We start from the raw sequence: 21,736 nt of genomic DNA on the forward strand, positions 1-21,736 counted from the left end.
GGGGCCGGGCGACCGTGGCATCGTGGGGCCGCGTTTCCGGTGCCGCTCACCCGCTCCGACACAGCGAGGTCGACATGACCACTCCGCACGAGAGCCAGCTGCCCCCGTCCGACGGCCAGCAGCGCCGTCCGTCCCGCGAATCGGCCACCCCCGTCCCCGACGACCGACCGCCCGACGCGGTCGCCGACGTGGTCGTCGTCGGCGGTGGCGGCGGGGGGCTGCCCACCGCGCTGTTCAGCCGCTGGCTCGGCAACGAGGTCGTGCTGCTGGAGAAGGCCGGCGAGCTCGGCGGCACGGCCCGGAAGGCGGCCTTCTGGTACTGGGTGCCGAACAACGAGCCGATGCGCGCGGCCGGCCTCGTCGACGAGGAGGCCGACTTCCTGCGCTACGTGGCCCGGCTGGCCCGGCCGACGGCGTACGACCCGGACTCCCCGACGCTCGGGCTCTCGCAGTGGGAGCACGACATGTGCCGGGCGATCTACGCCAGCGCCTCGCCCGCGGCCGAGCTGCTCGCGCAGAAGGGGGCGCTGGAGTACCGGCACTGCGCCGACGTGCCCGACTACTGGTCGGAGCTCCCCGAGGACAAGGCGCCGAAGGGGCGGGTGCTGGTGCCCCGCGGTGCCCGGGAGTCGATGTCCGACGGCGGCGTCGTCGCGGTGGAGTCGATGAGCGCCGCGGCCCGGCGCGACGGGGTCGACGTCCGCACCGGCCACCGGGTGCAGCGGCTCGTCGTCGCCGACGGGGCGGTCGTCGGCGTGGAAGCGACCACCGCCGACGGGCGCACCCACCGGATCGCCGCCCGCAAGGCCGTCGTGTTCGCCACCGGCGGGTTCACCCACGACGCCGACCTGCGGCGGAACTTCCTGCACGCCCCCGTCTACGGCGGCTGCGCCGCGGCCACCAACGAGGGGGACTTCCTGGCCATCGCCGGCCCGGTCGGCGCCCAGCCGCGGAACATGAACTACGCCTGGATGTGCCCGGTGCCGCTGGAGCGGGCGGTCGCCGGCGACCCCGGCATGATCGGCATGTTCTCCGTCGCCGGGGACTCGACGATCTTCGTGGACAAGACCGGCCGCCGGGTGGTCAACGAGAAGCTGCAGTACAACGAGCTGGCCCAGGAGTTCTTCCGGTGGGACGGCGAGAAGGGGGAGTACCCCCACCTGGTGCTGATCCAGATCTGGGATCAGCGCAGCCAGGACTTCTCGGCCAGCGACGAGTACGGCCGGCTGATCGTCCCGCCGGGCACCGACGACGCGCACGTCATCCGCGGCGACACCCTCGAGGCGCTCGCGGACGCCGTCGCCGAGCGCCTCGCCCGGTACCGGGGCGTGACCGGCGGGCTGACCCTCGCCCCGGACTTCGCGAGCACTCTCCGGGGGAGCATCGAGCGGTTCAACGCGCTCGCCGAGCGAGGCGTCGACGAGGACTTCCACCGCGGGGAGAAGGCGGTGCAGCTGCTGTTCAACGGCGGGGTCAGGGAGGAGCCGGGCCGCACCAACCCGACCATGTGGCCGATCAGCGGCACCGGCCCGTACTACGCGGCCCTGGTCACCGGCGGCACCCTCGACACCAAGGGCGGGCCGCGGGCCAACCCCGACGGGCAGGTCCTCGACGACAGCGGCACCCCGGTCCCCGGCCTCTACGGGGTGGGCAACTGCGTCGCCTCGGCGTCCGGGCAGGCCTACTGGGCCGGCGGTGCGACCCTGGGCCCGATCCTCGCCCTCGCCCACCGTGCCGCGCAGGCCGCCGACCGGGAACCGGTCCGCGAACCGGCCACCCAGCTCACCCCCGCCTAGCTTTCGGGGCGTCCGGCCGGCCGAACGGGTCGGGAACTCGACCGGTGCGGCGACCATCCTGGGCGACGCCGTCCTGCGGGCCCGGTCAGGCGTCGAAGTCGACGGTCACGGACTCCGACAGCGGGACCGACTGGCAGGTCAGCACGTACCCGGCCGCCACCTCGGCGGGCTCGAGGGCGTAGTTGCGCCGCATCTGCACCTCGCCGTCGGTGACCCGCGCCCGGCAGGTGCCGCAGACCCCGCCCTTGCAGGCGAACGGCAGATCGCCGCGGACCCGCTGCGCGGAGTCCAGCACGGGCACGTCCCGCGGCAGCGCGAGCGTGGTGGCGCGGCCGTCGAGGACGACGGTCACCTGGCTGCTCGGCCCGGTGACGGTCTCCTCGTCACCGCGCACCGGCTGCGGCGGGACGTCGTCGACGTAGAACAGCTCCTGGTGCACCTTCGCGGCCGGGACGCCCAGCTCGGCCAGCAGGTCGCGGGCCTCGCTGACCATCCCGTGCGGGCCGCACAGCCACCAGTGGTCCACGTGCTCGGCGTCGACCAGGTTTGCGATCAGCGTGCGCAGCCGGGCGCCGTCGAGCCGGCCGCTGGTCAGCTCGGCGTCCCGGGGCTCGCGGGAGAGCACGTGCACCAGCTGCAGCCGGGTGCCGTAGCGGTCCTTCAGGTCGGCCAGCTCGTCGGCGAACATCACGGTGCTGGTGCGCCGGTTGCCGTAGAAGACGGTCACCGTGGATTTCCCGTCGCGCAGCACGCTGGCCGCCAGCGAGAGCGCGGGGGTGATGCCCGAGCCGGCGACGACGAAGACGTGGTCGGCGGGGACCGACAGGTCGGCGGTGAAGGTGCCCGACGGGGGGAGCACCTCGATCGCGTCGCCCGGCCGGACCTGGTGCACCAGCCACGAGGAGAAGAAGCCGCCGGGCACCTCCCGGACGCCGACCCGCGGCGCCGCCCCGACGGGGGCGCAGATGGAGTACGAGCGTCGCTCGTCGCGGTCGCCGTCGACCCGGCGCAGCGTGAGCGCCTGACCCGGCTGGAACCGGTAGTCGGCGGCGAGCTCCTCGGGGACGTCGAAGGTCACCGCGACGGCGTCGTCGGTCAGCTGCTCGACGCGGGCGACGGTCAGCGGGTGGAACCGGGGCCGGCGCCGGGGAGGAGCGCTCATCAGATCTCCTTCACGTGCTCGAACGGCTCGCGGCACGAGCGGCAGCGGCGCAGCGCCTTGCACGAGGTCGCGCTGAACTCGCTGAGCTCCTCGGTGTCGGGGGAGCCGCACTGCGGGCAGGACGCCGTCCGCCGGGTCGGCCCGAGCTGCAGCGGGACAGGGCCGGCGGAGCGGACCGGCGCCCGCCCGGGCGGGGCGATGCCCCCGGCCGCCAGCTTGCGGCGGCCCTCCTCGCTGATCCAGTCGGTGCTCCAGGCCGGCGCCAGCACGGTGCGGACGTCGACGTCGGGGAAGCCGGCGCGGTGCAGGGCGTGCAGCAGGTCCGCGCGCATCACCCCCATCGCCGGGCAGCCGGAGTAGGTGGGGGTGATCTCGACGACGACCGTGCCGTCCTGGACCCGGACGTCGCGGAGGACACCGAGGTCGGCGAGGGTGAGCATCGGCAGCTCGGGGTCGGTGACCGTCTCGGCGACCGCGCGGGGGTCGGTCAGCACGGCGGTCACCAGGTCGCCGCCGGGTGCTGCCGCGCCAGGCCCTGCAGCTCGGCGAGCAGCTCGGTCAGCTCCGCGTCGTGATGGCCCAGCCGCCCGGCCGGCGCGGCGTCGTCCGGCCACGCGGGCACGCGGAGGGTCGCCCGGGTGAGCACCTCGGTGAGCACCGCCCGGACCTCCTCGCGGACCTCGGCCGGGTCGACCGCGACCCCGGCCGCGGCGAGCCGGGTCTCGACGTCGGTGGCGGTGAAGACGTCGGCCAGCAGCGGCCAGACGGCCTCGGCGCCGGCCTGGGCGCGCCGGTGCGACTCCGCGGTGCCGTCGCCGAGGCGCAGCACCCAGCGGGCGGCGTGGTCACGGTGGTAGGCGAGCTCGTGGACGCCCTTGGCGGCGATCGCGGCGAGCACCGGGTCGCGGGACCCGCGCAGCCGGTCGAGCACCGCGAGGCGCACGGTGGCGGCCACCAGCAGCCGGACCGTCGTCTGCGCGAAATCCCCGTTGGGCGCCGCGACCAGGGCGGTGCTGCGGAACTCGTCGGGGTCGCGGAAGTAGGCCAGCGCGTCCTCGTCGGGGATCGACGCGGTGGCCAGCGCCCGCGACCGGCCGAGCACGCCCACCGAGCCGGCGCGGGCCAGCAGCAGCCGGGCCTGACCGAGCAGGTCCAGCGCCACGTTGGCGACCGCGACCTCCTCCTCCAGCTCCGGGGCGTTGGTGACCCACTGGGTCAGCCGCTGGGCGAGCACCAGGGCGTCGTCCCCGAGCATCAGGCAGTAGGTGCCCAGGTCGGTGGGGTCGACGCCGTCGGGGACGGTGGTGTCGACCCCGGCCAGCGGCTCGTCGAAGCCGGTGCCGAACGCCCAGTGACCCTCGCCGCCGTGGGCGTGGTCGAGCGCGTCGTACACGGTTTCCTCATGCGCCATGGGAACCCTCTCTTCCGGGCACGAAGTGCACGGCCATCGGCCCCCTCCTAGGGGCCCCGCGCCGAGGAACGAGGTGCGGGGGGAGGAGGGGGTCCTTCACATGTGGGGGACGTTCTCGGGGATCTCGTAGAACGTCGGGTGGCGGTAGACCTTGTCGCCGCTCGGGGCGAACAGCGGATCCTTCTCATCGGGGCTGGAGGCGGTGATGTCGGCGGCCTTGACCACCCAGATGCTCACGCCCTCGTTGCGCCGGGTGTAGAGGTCGCGGGCCGCGTGCACGGCCATCTCGTCGTCCGGGGCGTGCAGCGAGCCGACGTGCACGTGGTTCAGGCCCCGCTTGCCGCGGACGAACACCTCGTACAGCGGCCAGTCCCGCCGGCCCCGTTCAGGGCCGGCCGCCTCCCGGGTCCCGCCCCGAGCGTGCGAGGGGTGGGGAGGAGGTGGTCCTTCTACGAGGGGTGGGGAGGACGGGGTGCTTTTCCCGCCCTCGCTGGTGAGGCTCATGCCGCCCGCTCCCCGGCGGAGTGCTTCGCGGCGTAGGCGGTGGCGGCCTCGGTGACCCAGGCGTTGTCGTCGCGGGCGGCGCGCCGGCGGGCGATCCGCTCGGCGCTGACCGGGCCGTTGCCGGCGAGCACCTGCTTGAACTCGTCCCAGTCGATCGCCCCGAAGTGGTACCGGCCGGTCTCCGGGTCCAGCCGCAGCTCCGGGTCGGGCAGCGTGACGCCGAGGAACTCCGCCTGCGGCACGCTCATGTCGACGAAGCGCTGGCGCAGCTCGTCGTTGCTGTGCCGCTTGATGCCCCACGCCATCGACTGCGCCGAGTTGGGGCTGTCGGCATCCGGCGGGCCGAACATCATCAGCGAGGGCCACCACCACCGGTCGACGGCGTCCTGCACCATCGCCCGCTGCGCAGGCGTGCCCCGCATCATCGTCATCAGCAGCTCGTAGCCCTGCCGCTGGTGGAAGGACTCCTCCTTGCAGATGCGGATCATCGCCCGCGCGTAGGGCCCGTAGGAGGAGCGGCACAGCGGCACCTGGTTGCAGATCGCCGCGCCGTCGACCAGCCAGCCGATGACGCCGACGTCGGCGTAGGTGAGCGTGGGGTAGTTGAAGATCGAGCTGTACTTCTGCTTCCGCTCGATGAGCTTGTCGGTGAGATCGGCCCGGTCGGCGCCGAGGGTCTCGGCCGCCGAGTAGAGGTACATGCCGTGGCCGGCCTCGTCCTGCACCTTGGCCAGCAGGATCGCCTTGCGCCGCAGGCTCGGCGCGGCCAGCAGCCAGTCGCCCTCCGGCTGCATCCCGATGATCTCCGAGTGCGCGTGCTGGGCGATCTGCCGGATCAGCGTCCTGCGGTAGCCCTCCGGCATCCAGTCCCGCGGCTCGACCCGGTGGTCGGCGGCGATGGTGGCGTCGAAGTGCTCCTGCAGCGCCGCGGTGTCGATCGGGCTGTCGCCCTCGGGCCGTTCCAGGGTGGGCGCGGGCATCTCGCTCCCTCGGGTCGCGACGGAGAAAGTCATTTACTGACCGGACGGTCGGTAATCAGTGTGCACGATCCCCTCCGGCCGCACAAGTACCGGGCCGGACGCCACCCGGCGGCCTTGACACGGACCGCACCGAGGAGTTGATTACCTGACCACCCGGTCGGTATTTGGGGGCGAGCCCCGCCGACCATCCGGCGACGACGCCCGGCACCACGGATGCTCAGGACCACGGAGGCCTCCGCCATGACCGCTGCGACCAGCGAGACGACTCGACGCCTGGGAGCGGCGCCGGACCCGGCCCTGCTCGACCCCGCGGAGCGCATGGGCCTCGACGAGCTGGGCGCTCTCCAGCTCGAGCGGCTGCAGGCGACGCTGCGGCACGCCTACGAGAACGTGCCGCACTACCGGGCTGCCTTCGACGCCGCCGGCGTGCACCCCGACGACTGCCGGGAGCTCGCCGACCTGGCGAAGTTCCCCACCACCAGCAAGGCCGACCTGCGGGACAACTACCCGTTCGGCATGTTCGCCGTGCCGCAGGACCAGGTCCGGCGGGTGCACGCCTCCTCGGGCACCACCGGCCGGCCGACCGTCGTGGGCTACACCGAGCGCGACATCGACACCTGGGCGGCGGTCATGGCCCGCTCCATCCGGGCCGCGGGCGGGCGCCCGGGCGACCGGCTGCACAACGCCTACGGCTACGGGCTGTTCACCGGCGGGCTCGGCGCCCACTACGGCGCCGAGAAGCTGGGCTGCACGGTCATCCCGGTCTCCGGGGGGATGACGCCCCGCCAGGTGCAGCTGATCACCGACTTCCGGCCGCGGGTGATCATGGTGACCCCCAGCTACATGCTCACCGTGATCGACGAGTTCGAGAAGCAGGGGCTGGACCCGCGGGCCTGCTCGCTGGAGATCGGCATCTTCGGCGCCGAGCCGTGGACCGAGCAGATGCGCCGCGAGATGGAGGAGCGCCTCGACATCCATGCCGTCGACATCTACGGGCTCTCGGAGGTCATGGGCCCCGGCGTGGCGCAGGAGTGCGTGGAGACCAAGGACGGCCTGCACGTCTGGGAGGACCACTTCTACCCGGAGATCATCGACCCGCTCACCGGCGAGGTGCTCCCCGAGGGGGAGATCGGCGAGCTGGTGTTCACCTCCCTCACCAAGGAGGCCATGCCGGTCATCCGCTACCGCACCCGCGACCTCACCCGGCTGCTGCCGGGCACCGCCCGCCCGGGGATGCGCCGGATGGAGAAGGTCACCGGCCGCACCGATGACATGATCATCCTGCGTGGGGTCAACCTCTTCCCGACCCAGATCGAGGAGATCGTGCTGCGCACCCCCGGGCTCTCCCCGCACTTCGCCCTGGAGCTCACCACGCGGGGCCGGATGGACCACCTGACCGTCCGGATCGAGGCCCGCCCCGACTGCCCGGCGCAGCGCCGCCCGGAGGCGGCCGCCGAGGTGGCCCGGGGCATCAAGGACACCGTCGGCACCAGCGTCGAGGTGCTCGTCGTCGACCCGGAGACCCTGGCCCGCTCGGTCGGCAAGCTCCAGCGGCTGGTCGACCGTCGCGAGCGGGCGGGGTCGTGACCGCCACGCCCGAGACCGCCCGGGCGCGCCGGGGCCGCCCCGGGCACTCGCTGGACTCGCTGCTCGACGTCGCCGTCGCGGTCTTCAACGAGCGCGGCTACGACGCCACGAGCATGGAGGAGCTCGCCGCCCGGCTCGGCGTCACCAAGTCGGCGATCTACCACCACGTGCCCAGCAAGGTGGAGCTCCTGCGGCTGGCCCTCGACCGCGCCCTCGACGCGCTCTTCGCCGTCACCGAGGAGCCCGGCGCCACCACCGGCCCGGCGCTGGACCGCCTCGAGCACGTGGTCCGCGGCTCGGTCCGCGTGCTCACCGCCGAGCTGCCCTTCGTCACCCTCCTGCTGCGCGTGCGCGGCAACTCCCCGGTCGAGCAGGCGGCCCTCCAGCGCCGCCGCCGGTTCGACCGGATCGTCACCGACCTGGTCCGCGCCGCCGAGGAGGAGGGCGACGTGCGCCCCGACGTCGACCCCGCCGTGACCAGTCGGCTGCTGTTCGGCGCCGTCAACTCGCTCACCGAGTGGTACCGCCCCGACGGTGGGCTCTCGCCCGACGCCCTGGCCGACGCCCTCGTCGCCACGACCTTCGACGGCCTCCGCACGACCTCCCGTTGACCGTTCCGCCGGGACCGTCCGCGCCGACGGTCCCGGTGCCGACCCCGACCTTCCCGCGGAAGGTCCCGAGGAGTACCTGATGACCGCACCCCTGCTCGAGAGCTACGCCGCGGGCCGCTGGCACGCCGCCCCCGACGCCGGGACGCCGCTGGCCGACGCCGTCACCGGGGAGACCGTCGCCCGGATCAGCAGCACCGGCCTCGACGTCCCGGGCATGATCGAGCACGCCCGCACCGTCGGCGGGCCGGCGCTGCGCGCGCTGACGTTCCACCAGCGGGCCGGCCTGCTCAAGCAGCTGGGCCTGCGGCTGATGGCCGACAAGGACGCCTTCTACGCCCTCTCCCGCCGAACCGGGGCCACCGACCGCGACAGCATGGTCGACGTCGACGGCGGCTTCGGCACCCTGCTGTCCTACGCCAGCAAGGGCCGTCGCGAGCTGCCCGACGACACCGTCGTGCTCGACGGGCCGGTGGAGCCGCTGGGCAAGCGGGGCACCTTCGTCGGCCAGCACCTCTACACCCCGCTGCGCGGCGTGGCCGTGCAGATCAACGCGTTCAACTTCCCCGTCTGGGGGTTCCTGGAGAAGCTGGCCCCGGCCTTCCTCGCCGGCGTGCCGTCGATCGTGAAGCCGGCCAGCCAGACCGCCTACCTCACCGAGGCCGTGGTCCGGGCGGTCGTCGAGTCGGGCCTGCTCCCGGAGGGCTCGGTCCAGCTGCTGGCCGGCAGCGCGACCGGCCTGCTCGACGGGCTGACCGGGCAGGATCTGGTCGCCTTCACCGGGTCGGCGGCCACGGCCCGCAAGCTGCGCAGCTCCCCCGCGGTGGTGGCGAACTCGGTGCGGTTCAACGCCGAGGCCGACTCGCTCAACTGCGCCGTCCTCGGGCCGGACGCCGGCCCGGACACCCCCGAGTTCGAGCTCTTCGTCGCGCAGCTGGTGACCGAGATGACGGTCAAGGCCGGCCAGAAGTGCACCGCGATCCGCCGGGCGTTCGTCCCGCGCCACCTGGTGGACGACGTCATCGAGGCCACCCGCGCGCGGCTGGCGAAGGTCGTCGTCGGCGCCCCGGGGGCCGAGGGGGTCACCATGGGCGCCCTGGCCAGCCTCGACCAGCGCGAGGAGGTGCTGCGCTCGCTCAAGGCGCTGCGCGGCGTCGCCGAGCTGGTCGCGGGGAACCCGGAGGACTTCGAGGTCGTCGGGGCCGACCGCGACCGCGGCGCCTTCCTGCCGCCGCTGCTGCTGCGCTGCGACGACCTCGCCGCCGCCGAGCCGCACGACGTCGAGGCGTTCGGCCCGGTGAGCACGGTGCTGCCCTACGACGACGTGGCGCAGGCGGTGGAGCTCGCCGCCCGCGGACAGGGCAGCCTGGTCGGCTCGATCGTCACCCACGACCCGGCGGTGGCCCGCGCCTTCGTCCTCGGCGCCGCCCATGCCCACGGCCGGATCCTCGTTCTCGACCGGGACGACGCGCGGGAGAACACCGGCCACGGCTCGCCGCTGCCCGTGCTCGTGCACGGCGGCCCCGGCCGCGCGGGCGGCGGCGAGGAGCTCGGCGGCATCCGCGGCGTCCTGCACCACATGCAGCGCACCGCCGTCCAGGGCTCGCCCGACCAGCTCACCGCGATCGGCGGCCGCTGGGTGGCCGGCGCGCAGCGGCGGGACGACGGGGTGCACCCGTTCCGCAAGTCGCTGGCCATGCTGCGCATCGGCGACTCGGTCACCGCCGGCCCGCGGGCGGTCACCCTGGAGGACATCGAGCACTTCGCCGAGTTCACCGGTGACACCTTCTACGCCCACATGGACGAGGCGGCCGCCGCGGCCAACCCGCTCTTCGGGGGTCGGGTCGCCCACGGCTACCTGATCGTCTCCTGGGCCGCGGGGCTGTTCGTGGATCCCGCCCCGGGGCCGGTGCTGGCCAACTACGGCGTGGACAACCTGCGCTTCCTCACGCCGGTCAAGCCGGGGGAGGAGCTGACCGTCACGCTCACCGCCAAGCAGATCAGCCCGCGCGGCGGGGCCGACCACGGCGAGGTGCGCTGGGACGCGGTCGTGGTGAACACCGAGGGCACGCCGGTGGCCACCTACGACGTCCTCACGATGGTCGCCAAGACCTGGCCCTGACCGGAGCGGAGTGGATCCGTCCGCGTGACGTGGATGGATCCACTCCGCTCACGCGGCGGTCCAGCGCAGCGGCAGCCGTTTGACGCCCCGCTGGAAGTTGGACCGCAGCAGCGCCGGAGGCCCGTCCAGGTGCAGGTCGTCGGTGCGGCGCAGCAGCTCGGCGAAGAGCGCTCGCATCTGCACGCGCGCCAGCTGGGCGCCGAGGCAGAAGTGCGGTCCGTGCCCGAAGGCCAGGTGCGGGTTGGGGGAGCGGCGGACGTCGAAGGCATCCGGTGCGGCGAACACCGCCTCGTCCCGGTTGGCCGAGGTGAAGGAGACGACCACCTTGTCCCCGGCGCGGATGCGGACGCCGGCGAGGTCGACGTCGGTGGCCGCGGTGCGGCGGAACACCATCACCGGGGTCCACCAGCGCAGCATCTCCTCGACCGCGCCGGGCAGCAGCGAGGGGTCGGCGCGCAGTGCGGCCAGCTGCTCCGGGTGCTGCAGGAGGGAGATGAGCCCGCCGGGCAGGCCGTTGCGCAGGGTCTCGTTCCCGGCCACGGCGAACAGCCAGAACATGTTCTCGAACTCGGCGTCGCTGACCTGGCCACCGTCCTCGTCGACCTGCGCCAGCAGGACCGACATGACGTCGGTGCCCGGGGAGCGGCGCTTCTCCTCGGCCAGCAGGCGGGCGTAGGCGTAGAGGTCGGGCATGCCGGCGCGGGTCCGCGGGTCCGGCATCGGGCCGTGGGGACCGGGCACCGGCCGCAGCGCCACCGCCGCGCGGGCCATCGGCGTCCCGCCGGTGCCGTCGAAGGCCGCCGAGGTGGCGTAGTCGGGGTCCTGCCAGCCGATGACCCGGTTCGACCAGTCGAACATCAGCCAGCGGTCCTCGGCCGGCACGCCGAGGACGTCGGCCAGGGTGAGCAGCGGCAGGTCCGCGGCGACGTCCTTCGCGAAGTCGCACCGGCCCTCGGCCGCGCCGCCGACCACCCGCTCGACCAGCTGGGCCGCCGTCCGCTGTATCGACTCGGTCAGGGCCGCCACGGCCCGCGGGGTGAACGACCGGGAGAGCAGACGCCGCAGCCGGGAGTGGTCCGGCGGGTCCATGTTCAGCATCATCCGCCGGACCCAGGCCAGATCGGCGGCGTCGCGGACCTGCGTGGCACCCAGCCACGAGGAGAAGGTCGCCGGGTCGCGCAGCACCCGCTCCACGTCGGCGTGCCGCGCCACCAGCCAGAACCCGGGCCCGGCCGGCTGGCCGTGCAGCGCGGGCTCCTCGACCCAGGTCACCGGCGCTCCGGCCCGCAGCCGGCGCAGCACCTCGAACGGCGGCCCGTCCTCGTAGGTGGCCGGGTCGACGAGGGCGAGGGCATCCGCCGGCCGAAGGTCCGCACGGGTCATCGTCGTCCGCCCCCGGGTCGGTCGTCGGTGCGGGAGCCGCGACCGATCGTGCGGCGCGGTACCCGACCGATCGGTCAGGAAGGCGCCGAGTCTCGTGCACCCCCGGTGGTCGGGCAAGCCCCTGGAGATCCTGCCGCCCGGGGTCGGGCCGGTCGTCCTCGGCTGACGTCCGGTTCCTGCCGTGACTCCCGTCACCCGAGGGGCCCGGCTCCGTTGTGCTGGGGGAAGCCCCCAGGCCCCGATGGAGTAGCCCGTGCGACGTCTCGCCGCCTGTGTCCTCGTTCCCCTCGTCTCCGTGCTGCTCGCCGCCCCGTCGGCCCAGGCCGCACCGCCTCCCCTGGACTACGTCGCGCTCGGGGACTCCTACAGCGCCGCGTCCGGCGTCCTCCCGCCGGACCCCACCGCGTCGCCCGCGTGCCTGCGCTCGACCCGCAACTACCCGCACCTGCTCGCCGCGGCGACCGGGGCCCGGTTGACCGACGTGACCTGCGGTGCCGCGGAGACCGGGCACTTCGCGACCGCCCAGTACCCGGGTGTCGCGCCCCAGCTGTCGGCGCTGGCGGAGGGCACCGATCTGGTCACCATGACCATCGGCGGCAACGACGGCGGCGTCTTCATCCGCTCGATCGTCCAGTGCGGCCTCGCCGGCCTGACGACCCTCGGCCGGGGCAGCCCCTGCCGGGACCAGTACGGGTCCTCCTTCGAGGACACCATCCGCACCGCCACCTACCCGGCGCTCGTCGAGGCGCTGTCGGCGGCGCGGGCCGGGGCCCCGGAGGCCGACGTTGCGATCCTCGGCTACCCGTGGATCCTCCCGGCGACCGGCGGCTGCTTCGACCGGATGCCGGTGGCCGAGGGGGACGTCCCGTACCTGCGGGGCGTGCAGGCCACGCTCAACGACGCGATCCGGCGCGCGGCCGCGGCCACCGGCGTGACCTACGTCGACCTCGGCCGGGTCTCCGAGGGCCACGACGCCTGTCAGCCGATCGGGGTCCGCTGGGTGGAGCCGGTGCTGCAGGGCAGCAACGCGGTCGTCGTGCACCCCAACGCGCTCGGGGAGGCCGGGATGGCCGACCGGGTGAGGCGGGTGCTGCGCCTGGGCTGACCGGACCGCTCCTGCGACGCCGGCTCATGGCGGTGGATCCTCATGGTTCCTCGAGCCCGGCCCACCGGCGGAGCATCACCAGGGCGAGCACGAGGATCAGCACGACCCCGGCGCTGGCGAGGAGCTCCAGGACCAGCAGCATCTCGTTCTTCTCACCCGCCAGCGACAGCCGGGCGGCGACGGTGAGGATGTGCCGCACCGTCGACACGATGGCGATGACCAGGAACGGCTGCAGCCGGAGCCCCTCCCCTTGGACGTGGGCGACGATGGTCCGGAGCACCTCGACGACGATGACGACGAACAGCACCCCGTTGAGGGCCTTGGTGACGGTCTCGGCGAAGGCCTCCGGTTCCGGTGGCGTGATCAGGCTCCGCGTCGTCTGGACGAGCACCAGCACCGCGATGCCGAAGAGCAGCAGAGCGAGCGTCGCGAACACCAGCGACTCGCCGTAGTGCACGCCCCGGACCAGGACCCGGGTCACCGGCCCGGGCGGTGATTCCGGGGTGAGGCCCTCGTCGTCCGGCCGTGGCCGGGGCCCGTGTCCCTGGTGGATGCCCACCCGACGGGAGGTACCCGACGCGCGGCGGCTCAGCGGTTCCCGCGGCGGTCGGCGCCCTCCTCGAGCAGGAGGGCCAGGAAGGCGCGGGCGCTGGGGGCCGACGGTGCCGGAGCGCGGTGCACGAGGCCGATCGGGTGCCGGGCGGCGGGGTCGTCGACCGGGAGGACGGAGACGTCGCGGACCCCGTCGGCCGCCGAGGCGGGCACGAGCGCGGCGCCGAAGCCCAGCCCGGCGAACCGGACGACGGCGACGGAGGTGCTGAGCTCGAAGGCCACGGCCCGCGCCACCCCGGCCCGGGCGAAGGCCGCGTCGACCTGCAGGCGCAGCCCCGCCTCGGCGCGCATGTCGACGAACGGGCCGGTCGCGGCGAGCTCCTCGAGCGCGACCCCGGCGCGCCCGGCCAGCGGGTGCGTGCGGGCGACGACGGCGACCAGCGGTTCGTCGGCGAGCAGGTGGTGGACGACGCCGGGCGGCACCTGGTCGGCGAACAGGCCGACGAAGGCGAGGTCCAGGTCGCCGGTGCGGACCTGCTCGGCCATGTGCCGGCTGCCGGTGTCCTGCACCGCGATCTCGACGGCGGGGTGTTGCTGGTGGAAGGCGAGCAGGGCCCGCTCCACGAGCGGGGCGCCGCGGCCGGCGGTGCCCACCATGCCCACCCGCAGCCGTCCGGTGACCACCCCGGCGAAGGCGGCCAGCTCGGCCCGGGCCACCTCGGCGCCGCGGAGCAGCGCGCGGGCGTGGGGGAGGAGCAGCTCGCCGGCCGGGGCCACGCGGACCGAGCGGCTGGTGCGGTGGAACAGGGTCACCCCCAGCTCCCGCTCCAGCCGGGCCACCTGGGCGCTGAGGGCGGACTGGACGACGTGGCAGCGGGCGGCCGCCCGGGTGAAGCTGCGCTCCTCGGCCACGGCGACCACGTACTCCAGCTGACGCAGATCCATCACTTCATCCGATCGCTGAGACCGCGACGTGTCGTTGGACAGATTGCTGGGGGCTGCAGAGACTCGTCAACGTGACGACGTCCGCCCCCGGAACGGTCGCCGGACGGCGGCTCGCCGTGCTGACGGTCCTGCTCGGCGGCCTCACCGCCTTCGGCCCGCTGTCCATGGACCTCTACCTGCCGGCGTTCCCCCGGCTCGCCGCCGACCTGGGCGCCACCCAGGCGCAGGTGCAGCTGACCCTGACCGCGGACGTCCTCGGCCTGGTCGCCGGGCAGCTGGTGCTGGGCCCGCTCTCGGACGCCTGGGGCCGGCGCCGCCTGCTGCTCGGGTCGACCGCGCTGTGCGCGCTGGCCTCGCTGCTCTGCGCCCTCGCGCCCACGGTGGGGGCGCTGACCGTGTGGCGGTTCGTCCAGGGCTTCGCCGGAGGCGGCGGGATCGTGCTCGCCCGGGCGGTGGCCGCCGACCTCACGACGGGCGTCGCCGCGGCCCGGCTGTTCTCGCTGTTCATGACGCTGTCGAGCGGCGCCCCGATCATCGCGCCGGTGATCGGCGGGGCGCTGCTGGCCTGGACCGGCGACTGGCGGGTCGTCTTCCACCTGCTCGCCGTCCTCAACGCCGTCCTGGCCGTGGCCGTCTGGCGGGCGATCCCGGAGACGCTGCCGGAGGAGCGGCGGCACCGCGGGGGGCTGCGGCAGACCGGCCGCGCCTTCGCCGCACTGGTCCGCGACCGCGCCTTCCTCGGCTACGCGCTCACCGTGGCCCTCGCCTACGCCGCGCTGTTCGGCTACATCTCCGGGTCCTCGTTCGCGCTGCAGCAGCACTACGGCCTGAGCGCCTCGGCCTTCAGCGCCGTCTTCGCCCTCAACGCGGCCGGGATGGTGCTGCTCGGGCTGGCCAACGCCCGGCTGGTGGCCCGGTTCGCCGTCCGCCGGCTGCTCGTCCTCGGCCTGTCGGTGTCCGCGGTCGCGGCTGTGGTCCTCGTCCTCGGCGTCACGGCCGGCGCCGGGCTCGGGCTGCTCGCCGTGCTGCCGCCGCTGTTCGTCGTCATCACCACGCGCGGGCTCGTCGCCTCCAACGCCACCGTGCTCGGTGTGCAACGCGGAGCCTCCGCCGCCGGATCGGCCTCCGCGGTGCTGGGCGCGTGCATGTTCGGCGGCGGCATCCTCGTCACCCCGCTGGTCGGCCTGGGTCCCGAGGGGTCGCCGGTGCCGATGGCCCTGGTGGTGGCCGGCGGAGCGCTGGCGGCGCTGCTCGCCACCGTCGTGCTCACCCGGTCCACCACCGAGCCGGTCGCAGCGATCCGCTGACCCGCGGCGCGCGTCGCCCGATGCCCGCGCTCGCCGACGGCCGGCGCGTTCCGCGGGCGGTGCTGCGGGTCACACAGCCGCGGTCGGCATCATCGGCGCATGCCGCGCGTGCTCCTCGCCACCTGTGCCGAGGCGGCCGGCCGGGACGACGACGAGCCGCTGCTGCTGGCCGCCCTCGCCGACGCCGGGCTGACCGCCGCCCCCGCCGACTGGGCCGACCCGGGCGTCGACTGGGCCGCCGCCGACCTGGTCGTCGTCCGCTCCACCTGGGACTACGCGCCCCGCCGCGACGAGTTCCTCGCCTGGGCGCGCAAGGTCGCGGGGGAGACCGCGCTGCTCAACCCGGCCGAGGTGCTCGAGTGGAACACCGACAAGCGCTATCTCGGCGAGCTCGCCGACGCCGGGCTGCCGGTCGTCCCCACCGCCTGGGTGACCGGCGCGGCCGAGCTGCCGGCCGCCCTGGCCCGCTGGGACGGAGACCTGGTGGTCAAGCCGGTCGTCTCCGCCGGGGCCCGGGACACCGCCCGCTTCCCCGCCGCCGAGCGCCGCGCGGCGGCGGCGTTCGCCGAGCGGATCCTCGCCGGGGGGCGACCGGTGATCGTGCAGCCCTACCTCGCCCGGCTGGACGCCGAGGGGAGACCGGCCTGGTCTACCTCGACGGCGCCTACAGCCACGCCTTCGGCAAGGGCGCCCTGCTGGCCGGTGCTCCGCTCGGGCCCGGGCTGTTCGCCGAGGAGACGATCACGGCCCGGACGGCGACCGCCGCGCAGCGGGCCGTGGGGGACGCCGTCCTGGCCGAGGTCCGGGCGCGCACCGGCGTCGAGCCGCTCTACGCCCGCGTCGACCTGGTGCCCGGCGACGACGGCCGGCCCCGGGTGCTCGAGGTCGAGCTCACCGAGCCGAGCCTGAACCTTTCCGTGGCCGACGGCGCGGCCGCCCGCCTGGCCACCGCGATCGCCGCACGGCTGCGCTGAGGGCCGGAACGGCAGCGACCCCCTCCCCGTCGGACGGGGAAGGGGTCGCTGCGGGAGAGCGCCGGGTGCGGTCGCGGGCCCGGCCGAGCCGGAGGCCGCACCCAGGCTGGTCAGCCCCGGTAGTTCACGTGGACGTGGTCCATGTGGTTGGCCGTCGCGCTCCCGCGGTTCTCCATCGCCTTCCAGGCGCCGCCGGGCGAGGTGAGGATCTTCTGCTGCCAGATGACGTACTCCACCCCGAGCGCGTCCCAGTTGGCGACGTGGTACTGCGCGATCGCCTGGCCCAGGGCGGCGTTCGACATGACCATGTAGTCCAGCGCCCGGCCGGAGGGGTGGCCCTTCGGGTCGGTCGCGCTGGCGCGGGTCCCGCCGATGGTGATGCCGGCGACGCCGGGCACGTTGGCGACGACCGTGTTGGCCGCCGCCTGCGCGTGCGGCTGCACGCCGCCGGCGCTGTTGGTGATCTTCGCGAGCGCGGTGCCGGTCAGGGCCGCGACCGGTGCGGCGGACCCGGCGGAGGGGGCCGGGGCCGCCGGGGCCGGAGCGGCCTGCTCCGTCCCGGAGACCACCAGCACCTGACCGGGGGTGATGAGGTCGGGATTGCCGCCGATGATGCCGACGTTGCGCTCGTACAGGTCGCGCCACGACTGGCCGTGGGCGGCGGCGATCTTCGCCACCGTGTCCCCGCGCGCGACGGTGTATTCACCGCCCGGGGCGGTGCTCGGCTGCTCGGCGACGGTGACGGGTGCCGCGGCGGGCGCGGCGGTGCCGGCCTGTGCGGGGGAGCTCAGGACGCCGAGCCCGACGGCGGTGGCACCCGCGGCGACGGGGACCCGGGAGAGAGCCTTCTTGGTGCGGACGTAGCGGGGCGCGCGATGCTTGGCCATGGTGATTCTCCGATCACCGCCGGCGAGGTGAGCTGTCGGGTTCGGGCGATCGGTGCCCGGCCGCGGTGCACGGCTTCACCCCCAGGCGCGCGCGAGCACGCCGTGAACGTGGGTCCCCCACCCCTGCCCTGATGTGGTGGCTGGACGACCGGTGGGCAGGGTTGGGCGGACCGGCGCCACGCTCGTATTTAGCTGAGCGCAGCCAAAACGCTACGAGCGGTTATGTGCATTGTCGCCATGACGCCCGTCACATCCGGGCCGTCCCCGGAAAGGCTGTGGTCAGCGGTGCGCGGCCCCCGGCGAGGGGTCAGCGCGTGGCCGGGGTCATGCTCCGGGCGCCGCCGCCACCACCTCGGCCAGCGTCCGGTCGTCCCGGGCCAGCCAGGCGCGGCCGTCGTCGGTCAGCACGATGGGGCGCTGGATGAGCGCCGGGTGCTCGACCAGCACCCGGATCCACGCGTCGGCGTCCCCCGCCTCCCTGGCCATCCCCGGCAGCCCCAGCTCGCGGGCGAGCGGGTCGGCCGTCCGGGCGATGTCCCACGGGTGCAGGCCCAGCGCCGTGAGTGCGGCCCGCAGCTCGGCCTCGCTCGGCGGGTCGTCCAGGTAGCGGCGCAGCGTGAACTCGACGCCGGCCTCCTCCAGCTGGTTCCGCGCGGTACGGCACTTGGAGCACGACGGGTTGAACCAGACCTCCACGGCGCCACCCTAGGACTCGGCGGCGGGCCCCGGCCCCGGGGTCACACCACCGCGACCAGGCGACGGCGGTGAGCGGGAGCGGCCGAACGGCGCGCACCCCTGACCAGCGCCCGCCGGGGCGCGGGCGTGCTGCTCCTGGCCGCCCCGTACACGGCCGTGCAGACCGTCGCCGACGCCCTCGGCCGGAGACGGCCGAGGCAGCCGAACCGCACCTGAATCCCTCCCGTGACCGCGGGCCCGGCGCAGCGGATCGCGGCGCCGGACCCGCCGAGTTCGGCTACGGTCCGGGGCACCCCCGTCCGGGGGTGGTCCAGGTCACACGGGCGACCGATGATGACCCGGCCGCCGGCGGAGGGTGCAGACCGCCGGGGTGGTCACCCCGGGCGGACGCGCGCCCCGCCGGGCTCCGTCCGCGCAGCCGATCGCAGGAGAGACCAAGGAGGGGTCGATGAAGACCAGGGCCGCAGTCCTCAAGGGCGTGGGCAAGCCGTTCGAGATCGTCGAGCTCGAGCTCGACGAACCCAAGGTCGGCGAGGTGCAGATCCGGTTCGTCGCCGCCGGGCTGTGCCACTCCGACGAGCACCTGCGCCACGGCGACATCGTGCCGCGCTTCCCGATCGTCGGCGGCCACGAGGGCGCCGGGGTCATCGAGAAGGTCGGCCCCGGCGTCACCCGGCTCCAGCCCGGCGACCACGTGATCTGCTCGTTCCTGCCGGTGTGCGGGCACTGCCGCTGGTGCTCGACCGGCAAGTCCAACCTGTGCGACCAGGGCGCCACCATCCTCGAGGGGATGCTGCCCGACGGCACCTACCGGTTCCACGACGAGGACGGCAACGACTACGGCGGCATGTGCATGCTCGGGACGTTCTCCGAGCGCGCCGTCATCAGCGAGAACTCCGCGATCAAGGTCGACCCGGACCTGCCGCTGGACAAGGTCGTGCTGATCGGTTGCGGCGTTCCCACCGGCTGGGGCTCGGCGGTGCACGCGGCCGAGACCGAGGCGGGCGACACCATCGCCATCTACGGCATCGGCGGGATCGGGATCAACTCGGTGCAGGGCGCCTCGCTCGCCGGTGCGCGCAACGTGGTGGCGATCGACCCGCTGGCCAACAAGCGCGAGGCCGCCGAGCAGATGGGCGCCACCCACAGCTGCGAGACCGCGGAGGAGGCGCAGGAGCTCATCACCCAGCTCACCCACGGCGTCGGCGCCGACAAGGCGATCATCACCGTCGGCGTCGTCGACGCGAAGGTGGTCAGCGACGCGTTCAACGCCATCCGCAAGGGCGGCACGGTGGTCATCACCGGCCTGGCCGACCCGACCAAGGTGAACATCGAGCTCAGCAGCTCGATGCTCACCCTCTTCGAGAAGACGGTGAAGGGCAGCCTGTTCGGCTCCGGCGACCCCTTCCACGACATCCCGAAGATGGTCGAGCTGTACCAGTCCGGTGACCTCAAGCTCGACGAGCTGATCACCACGACCTACACCCTCGACCAGGTCAACGAGGGCTACGAGGACCTGATCGCGGGCAAGAACATCCGCGGCGTCATCAGGTACGACACGCCGCCGCTCGAGGGCGCTCCGGCCTGACCGTGGCGCGCGGCCGGGACCGGTCACCCGACCGGTCCCGGCCGACGCCTGTGCCGGGGAGCCGGTCCCCGCGCACTGAGCAGAGGAGGGCACGGTGAGCGCAGGGACGGCGGTGCCGGGGGCGGCCCGCACCGAGGGTGCGGGGACGCCGGCCGCGGTCGGCCCGGTGATCGGGCTGCGCCGCGAGCGCGAGGTCCTCACCGTCGCGCTGCAGACCAACCGGCACGTGGTCCTGGAGGGGCCGCCGGGCACCGGCAAGTCGACGCTGCTGCGGGCCATCGCCGCCGACGTGGGCCAGGAGGTGGTCTTCGTCGAGGGCAACGCCGAGCTGACCCCGGCGCGCCTGGTCGGCCAGTACGACCCGGCCGCCGTCATGGCCGGGGGGTACGTGCCCGCCAGCTTCACCGACGGCCCGCTGCTGACCGCGATGCGCGGCTCCGGGCTGCTCTACCTGGAGGAGCTCAACCGCATCCCGGAGGAGACCCTCAACGTCCTGATCACCGTTCTCACCGAGGGGGAGATCACCGTCCCCCGGCTCGGCCTGGTCCGGGCCACCGCCGGCTTCCGGCTGATCGCGGCGATGAACCCGTTCGACGCCGTCGGCACCGCGCGGGTGGGCCAGGCGATCGCCGACCGGATGTGCCGGGTGGTGCTGGGCTATCAGGACGCCGCCGCGGAACGGGCGATCGTCGCGGCGGTGACCGGCGCCGATCCGTCCCCGATCGGCCTGGCCGTCCGCCTCGTCCGCGCCACCCGGGAGCACCGGGACCTGCGGATGGGGTCGTCGGTGCGTGGCGCGATCGACCTCGTGCTCCTGCTGGGCGGGCTGCTCCGGCTGCGCGGCGGGTACGGGCTCTCCGCCCCCGGCGCCCGGGAGACCGTGCGCGATGCCGCGTACGCGGCCCTCTCCGGCCGGATCCGCGTCGCCGAGGGCGTCGACCGCACCGCCGAGGCGGTCATCGACAGCATCCTGGACGACGTCTGGCCGGAGGACATGCCGCCGCCGGACGACGAGGCGGGTGCGCCCGAGGACCCCTCCGGGGACGGCCCGGGAAAAGCTGAGGGCCTGCCGGCCGAGACGGCAGGCCCGGACTCCGCCTCCTCCCTGCGCCGGGACCGCAAGACGGGGGCGGCCCGGCGGCAGACGAGCCGCCGTGAACTGGCGGCGCGGCACGACTCGTTCGAGCAGGTGAGCCCCGAGGTGGGCGAGCTCGACGAGGACGCCTTCGCCGCGCTGATGGTCGAGGACCCCGACGCCGCGGCGGCGCTGCTCGCCGACCTGGCGCTGGCCACCGACCGCGACCTGCGCGCGGCCGCCCGCCGGCTGGCCTGCCGGGTGTTCATCCAGGTCGGCCGGGTGGGGCGCGCCCGGAGCCGCGGCACGCGGCGGCTGGTGCACGGCCGCCGCACCGAGGGCGATCTCGACCTCGACCGCACCCTGGACCGGTGGTCGGGCGGCTGGCCGCCCCCGGCCGAGGACCTGGTGGTGCGCCGCTGGACGGGGGCCCGCCGGGCGGTCTGCCTGCTCGTGGACTGCTCGGGGTCGATGACCGGCCTCGCCGTCGCGATCGCCGCCGTCGCCGCCGCGGGGGTGGTGCTCGCCGGCGACGCGCGGCTCGAGGTGAGCGTGCTGACCTTCGCCGACCGGGTGGAGGTGCTCAAGCGGCACGGCGAGCAGCGCGGCGCGGAGGACCTGGTCGGCCGGCTGGTCGCGCTGCGCGGGCACGGCATGACCGACCTCGCTGCGGGGCTGCGCGCCGCCCGCACGCAGCTGAGCGCGGCCGACGCCGACGAGCGGCTCGTCGTCCTGCTCTCGGACTGCCTGCACACCACGGGCGACCCGCCCGAGGCGGCGCTGGCCGGCATCGACCGGCTGCACGTGCTGTGCCCGCTCCCGACGGCGGAGGCGGAGGCGGCTGCGCGGGCGCTGGCCGCCCGGGGCGCCGGGACTGCGCAGCTGGTACGCGGGCTGACCGACGTCGGCCCGGCGCTGACCCGCGTGCTGGGCTGAGCGCCTCCGGCAGCAGGCCCAGCTGCCGGGCGGCGCGGACGGCACCGGGAGCCACCCGCTCCCGGGGACCGGCACGTCCGGGGTGGCGGGCACCTCCGGGAAGAGGCCAGCATGTGGC

Annotated in this window: 19 protein-coding genes and 1 riboswitch; of the genes, 9 read left to right on the plus strand and 10 right to left on the minus strand. The window is 74.7% G+C overall.

Features of this window, described 5'->3' with window-relative positions; all coding sequences use genetic code 11:
* The first annotated feature begins 74 nt into the window (after positions 1 to 74).
* Complete coding sequence (locus BMZ50_RS18755) at positions 75 to 1,796, plus strand: FAD-dependent oxidoreductase (protein ID WP_091328010.1); 1,722 nt, start codon at positions 75 to 77, stop codon at positions 1,794 to 1,796.
* A gap of 85 nt (positions 1,797 to 1,881) precedes the next feature.
* Here the strand turns inward: BMZ50_RS18755 and paaE are convergent, their stop codons facing one another.
* The 5 genes from paaE to paaA form a co-directional block, all read right to left on the minus strand.
* Complete coding sequence (gene paaE / locus BMZ50_RS18760; RefSeq protein ID WP_091328013.1) at positions 1,882 to 2,958, minus strand: 1,2-phenylacetyl-CoA epoxidase subunit PaaE; 1,077 nt, start codon at positions 2,956 to 2,958, stop codon at positions 1,882 to 1,884.
* Positions 2,958 to 3,461 carry a 1,2-phenylacetyl-CoA epoxidase subunit PaaD gene (gene paaD / locus BMZ50_RS18765; RefSeq protein WP_218146339.1) on the minus strand — a complete coding sequence of 168 codons (504 nt, stop codon included), beginning with the start codon at positions 3,459 to 3,461 and terminating at the stop codon, positions 2,958 to 2,960. The genes paaE and paaD overlap by 1 nt, the downstream gene beginning before the upstream one ends.
* On the minus strand, positions 3,458 to 4,369 hold the full coding sequence (paaC, locus tag BMZ50_RS18770) for a 1,2-phenylacetyl-CoA epoxidase subunit PaaC (protein ID WP_091328016.1): 912 nt from the start codon (positions 4,367 to 4,369) through the stop codon (positions 3,458 to 3,460). Before paaC ends, paaD begins: the two co-directional genes overlap by 4 nt.
* 96 nt (positions 4,370 to 4,465) lie before the next feature.
* Positions 4,466 to 4,873: a 1,2-phenylacetyl-CoA epoxidase subunit PaaB gene (gene paaB / locus BMZ50_RS18775; protein ID WP_425432017.1), complete on the minus strand. Its 408-nt coding sequence runs from the start codon at positions 4,871 to 4,873 to the stop codon at positions 4,466 to 4,468.
* A complete protein-coding gene (gene paaA / locus BMZ50_RS18780) occupies positions 4,870 to 5,886 on the minus strand; it encodes a 1,2-phenylacetyl-CoA epoxidase subunit PaaA (RefSeq protein WP_245753729.1) in 1,017 nt (338 codons plus the stop codon). Before paaA ends, paaB begins: the two co-directional genes overlap by 4 nt.
* A gap of 207 nt (positions 5,887 to 6,093) precedes the next feature.
* Between paaA and paaK the strand changes: the two genes are divergently transcribed.
* The 3 genes from paaK to paaZ all read left to right on the plus strand — a co-directional run bounded on the left by paaK (position 6,094) and on the right by paaZ (position 10,170).
* Complete coding sequence (paaK, locus tag BMZ50_RS18785) at positions 6,094 to 7,440, plus strand: phenylacetate--CoA ligase PaaK (RefSeq protein ID WP_091328022.1); 1,347 nt, start codon at positions 6,094 to 6,096, stop codon at positions 7,438 to 7,440.
* Positions 7,437 to 8,051: a TetR/AcrR family transcriptional regulator gene (locus tag BMZ50_RS18790; protein WP_091328028.1), complete on the plus strand. Its 615-nt coding sequence runs from the start codon at positions 7,437 to 7,439 to the stop codon at positions 8,049 to 8,051. Before paaK ends, BMZ50_RS18790 begins: the two co-directional genes overlap by 4 nt.
* 79 nt (positions 8,052 to 8,130) lie before the next feature.
* A complete protein-coding gene (paaZ, locus tag BMZ50_RS18795) occupies positions 8,131 to 10,170 on the plus strand; it encodes a phenylacetic acid degradation bifunctional protein PaaZ (RefSeq protein WP_091328031.1) in 2,040 nt (679 codons plus the stop codon).
* Positions 10,171 to 10,218: 48 nt separating this feature from the next.
* Here the strand turns inward: paaZ and BMZ50_RS18800 are convergent, their stop codons facing one another.
* A complete protein-coding gene (locus BMZ50_RS18800; RefSeq protein WP_091328035.1) occupies positions 10,219 to 11,553 on the minus strand; it encodes a cytochrome P450 in 1,335 nt (444 codons plus the stop codon).
* Between the two features lie 253 nt (positions 11,554 to 11,806).
* On the opposite strand from BMZ50_RS18800, the gene BMZ50_RS18805 reads away from it, so the two are divergent.
* On the plus strand, positions 11,807 to 12,658 hold the full coding sequence (locus tag BMZ50_RS18805) for an SGNH/GDSL hydrolase family protein (RefSeq protein WP_091328037.1): 852 nt from the start codon (positions 11,807 to 11,809) through the stop codon (positions 12,656 to 12,658).
* 40 nt (positions 12,659 to 12,698) lie between these two features.
* Here the strand turns inward: BMZ50_RS18805 and BMZ50_RS18810 are convergent, their stop codons facing one another.
* On the minus strand, positions 12,699 to 13,139 hold the full coding sequence (locus BMZ50_RS18810; RefSeq protein ID WP_091328038.1) for a phosphate-starvation-inducible PsiE family protein: 441 nt from the start codon (positions 13,137 to 13,139) through the stop codon (positions 12,699 to 12,701).
* Positions 13,140 to 13,246: 107 nt separating this feature from the next.
* A complete protein-coding gene (locus BMZ50_RS18815; RefSeq protein WP_091328040.1) occupies positions 13,247 to 14,155 on the minus strand; it encodes a LysR family transcriptional regulator in 909 nt (302 codons plus the stop codon).
* A 71-nt stretch (positions 14,156 to 14,226) separates the two neighbouring features.
* On the opposite strand from BMZ50_RS18815, the gene BMZ50_RS18820 reads away from it, so the two are divergent.
* Both BMZ50_RS18820 and BMZ50_RS18825 read left to right on the plus strand, forming a co-directional pair.
* Positions 14,227 to 15,462, plus strand: coding sequence for a multidrug effflux MFS transporter (locus BMZ50_RS18820; RefSeq protein ID WP_091328042.1), 1,236 nt, complete (start codon positions 14,227 to 14,229; stop codon positions 15,460 to 15,462).
* 99 nt (positions 15,463 to 15,561) lie between these two features.
* Positions 15,562 to 16,371: an ATP-grasp domain-containing protein gene (locus BMZ50_RS18825; protein ID WP_218146340.1), complete on the plus strand. Its 810-nt coding sequence runs from the start codon at positions 15,562 to 15,564 to the stop codon at positions 16,369 to 16,371.
* Positions 16,372 to 16,546: 175 nt separating this feature from the next.
* Here the strand turns inward: BMZ50_RS18825 and BMZ50_RS18830 are convergent, their stop codons facing one another.
* Both BMZ50_RS18830 and BMZ50_RS18835 read right to left on the minus strand, forming a co-directional pair.
* Entirely contained in the window at positions 16,547 to 17,323 is a 777-nt protein-coding gene (locus tag BMZ50_RS18830) for a LysM peptidoglycan-binding domain-containing protein (protein ID WP_091328044.1), read from the minus strand.
* A 2-nt stretch (positions 17,324 to 17,325) separates the two neighbouring features.
* Positions 17,326 to 17,472: riboswitch (cyclic di-AMP (ydaO/yuaA leader) on the minus strand.
* Positions 17,473 to 17,647: 175 nt separating this feature from the next.
* A complete protein-coding gene (locus tag BMZ50_RS18835) occupies positions 17,648 to 18,019 on the minus strand; it encodes an ArsC/Spx/MgsR family protein (RefSeq protein ID WP_091328047.1) in 372 nt (123 codons plus the stop codon).
* A gap of 448 nt (positions 18,020 to 18,467) precedes the next feature.
* On the opposite strand from BMZ50_RS18835, the gene BMZ50_RS18840 reads away from it, so the two are divergent.
* The gene (locus BMZ50_RS18840; protein WP_091328050.1) at positions 18,468 to 19,607 is read left to right on the plus strand and encodes an NDMA-dependent alcohol dehydrogenase; all 1,140 of its coding nucleotides are present in this window, start codon (positions 18,468 to 18,470) and stop codon (positions 19,605 to 19,607) included.
* A 94-nt stretch (positions 19,608 to 19,701) separates the two neighbouring features.
* Positions 19,702 to 21,618, plus strand: a complete 1,917-nt coding sequence (locus BMZ50_RS24365) for an AAA family ATPase (RefSeq protein WP_177212886.1) — start codon at positions 19,702 to 19,704, stop codon at positions 21,616 to 21,618.
* The last annotated feature ends 118 nt before the right edge of the window (positions 21,619 to 21,736 follow it).

Source organism: Geodermatophilus ruber (genome assembly GCF_900114385.1).
Classification (GTDB): domain Bacteria; phylum Actinomycetota; class Actinomycetes; order Mycobacteriales; family Geodermatophilaceae; genus Geodermatophilus; species Geodermatophilus ruber.

Excerpts from the sequence above, each read along its gene's own strand:
- paaC (WP_091328016.1), bottom strand. The coding sequence starts at position 4,369 with ATGGCGCATGAGGAAACCGTGTACGACGCGCTCGACCACGCCCACGGC.
- BMZ50_RS18800 (WP_091328035.1), bottom strand. The coding sequence starts at position 11,553 with ATGACCCGTGCGGACCTTCGGCCGGCGGATGCCCTCGCCCTCGTCGAC.
- paaB (WP_425432017.1), bottom strand. The coding sequence starts at position 4,873 with ATGAGCCTCACCAGCGAGGGCGGGAAAAGCACCCCGTCCTCCCCACCC.
- paaZ (WP_091328031.1), top strand. The coding sequence starts at position 8,131 with ATGACCGCACCCCTGCTCGAGAGCTACGCCGCGGGCCGCTGGCACGCC.
- paaK (WP_091328022.1), top strand. The coding sequence starts at position 6,094 with ATGACCGCTGCGACCAGCGAGACGACTCGACGCCTGGGAGCGGCGCCG.
- BMZ50_RS18825 (WP_218146340.1), top strand. The coding sequence starts at position 15,562 with ATGCCGCGCGTGCTCCTCGCCACCTGTGCCGAGGCGGCCGGCCGGGAC.
- paaA (WP_245753729.1), bottom strand. The coding sequence starts at position 5,886 with ATGACTTTCTCCGTCGCGACCCGAGGGAGCGAGATGCCCGCGCCCACC.
- BMZ50_RS18830 (WP_091328044.1), bottom strand. The coding sequence starts at position 17,323 with ATGGCCAAGCATCGCGCGCCCCGCTACGTCCGCACCAAGAAGGCTCTC.
- BMZ50_RS18815 (WP_091328040.1), bottom strand. The coding sequence starts at position 14,155 with ATGGATCTGCGTCAGCTGGAGTACGTGGTCGCCGTGGCCGAGGAGCGC.
- BMZ50_RS18840 (WP_091328050.1), top strand. The coding sequence starts at position 18,468 with ATGAAGACCAGGGCCGCAGTCCTCAAGGGCGTGGGCAAGCCGTTCGAG.
- paaE (WP_091328013.1), bottom strand. The coding sequence starts at position 2,958 with ATGAGCGCTCCTCCCCGGCGCCGGCCCCGGTTCCACCCGCTGACCGTC.
- BMZ50_RS18755 (WP_091328010.1), top strand. The coding sequence starts at position 75 with ATGACCACTCCGCACGAGAGCCAGCTGCCCCCGTCCGACGGCCAGCAG.